Source organism: Streptomyces sp. NPDC088745 (genome assembly GCF_044751045.1).
GTDB lineage: Bacteria > Actinomycetota > Actinomycetes > Streptomycetales > Streptomycetaceae > Streptomyces > Streptomyces cremeus.
In genome coordinates this window covers 1-1,178 of the sequence record NZ_JBIVLB010000038.1, presented here as the reverse complement: position 1 = coordinate 1,178, position 1,178 = coordinate 1, and the positions used below count along the sequence as shown (strand labels likewise).

2 protein-coding genes are annotated in these 1,178 nt (G+C 69.9%); both read left to right on the top strand.

Annotated features, from left to right (window positions below; all coding sequences use genetic code 11):
* The coding region (locus ACIP93_RS37705) for an ABC transporter permease (RefSeq protein WP_401766993.1) at positions 1-790 on the top strand (790 nt) is incomplete at its 5' end.
* A gap of 59 nt (positions 791-849) precedes the next feature.
* Positions 850-1,178: cytidine deaminase (locus ACIP93_RS37700; RefSeq protein ID WP_401766996.1), on the top strand; the 329-nt coding region annotated here is incomplete at its 3' end.

The following is a 1,178-nucleotide window of genomic DNA, read 5'->3' as shown; positions in this document are numbered from 1 at the left end:
GGGCCACGCGGGCGGCTCCGCCAAGCAGTCCCCGGCGGTCGACACCCTCGGCCACTTCACCGTGCCGGGCCTGTCCGACGGGCTGCGGGACCTGAACAACAACGGCTGGTTCTTCATCTCGGACATCGCCGGCCTGCTCGGCGGCCTGGTGACCAACGTCTCCTGGCTGACCCTGATCGCCGTGGCACTGATCCCCGGCACCTGGTGGATCCTGTGGCGCACCGCCTTCGGCCTGCGTCTGCGCTCCTGCGGCGAGAACCCGGTCGCAGCCGAGTCCCTCGGTGTCAACGTCTACAAGTACAAGTACATCGCCGTGATCATCTCCGGCGGCCTCGCGGGTCTCGGTGGTGTCTTCCTCTCCATCGTGGCCAACCCCTTCTACCTGGAGGGCCAGGTCAGCGGCCGCGGTTACATCGGCCTCGCCGCGATGATCTTCGGCAACTGGATGCCGGGCGGCCTCGCCCTGGGCGCCGGCCTGTTCGGCTACACCGACAGCCTCAACCTGCGCGGCGGCTCCCAGAACGTCCACGCCCTGCTGCTGCTCGGCGCCCTCCTGCTGATCATCGGCGCCATCTGGCTGGTGATCCGCAAGAACTACGCCTCGTCGACGATCACCGCGGTCGTCGGTGCCCTGGTGTACACCTGGTACGTCACCACCAACGAGGTGCCCAACCAGGTCGTCTCCGCCACGCCGTACGTCGTCACGCTCATCGTCCTCACCTTGTCCGCGCAACGCCTGCGGATGCCGAAGGCGGACGGTCTGCCGTACAAGAAGGGCCAGGGCAAGTGACGCCGGCCGCCTCCCACGACGTCGACTGGGACAAGCTGCGCGCGGCGGCGCTGGACGCCATGTCCCGTGCGTACGCCCCGTACTCCGGCTTCCCGGTCGGCGTGGCGGCCCTGGTCGACGACGGCCGCACGATCACCGGCTGCAACGTCGAGAACGCCTCGTACGGGCTCGCGCTGTGCGCCGAGTGCGGACTGGTCTCGGAGCTGCAGAACACGGGCGGCGGCAGGCTGACGCACTTCACGTGCGTGGACGGCAAGGGCGACGTCCTCGTGCCGTGCGGCCGCTGCCGTCAGCTGCTCTTCGAGTTCGGCGGCCCGGAGCTCCTGCTGGCGACCCGGGCGGGCATCCTGCCGCTGTCGGCGATGCTGCCCCCGGCCTGCGGCCCGGG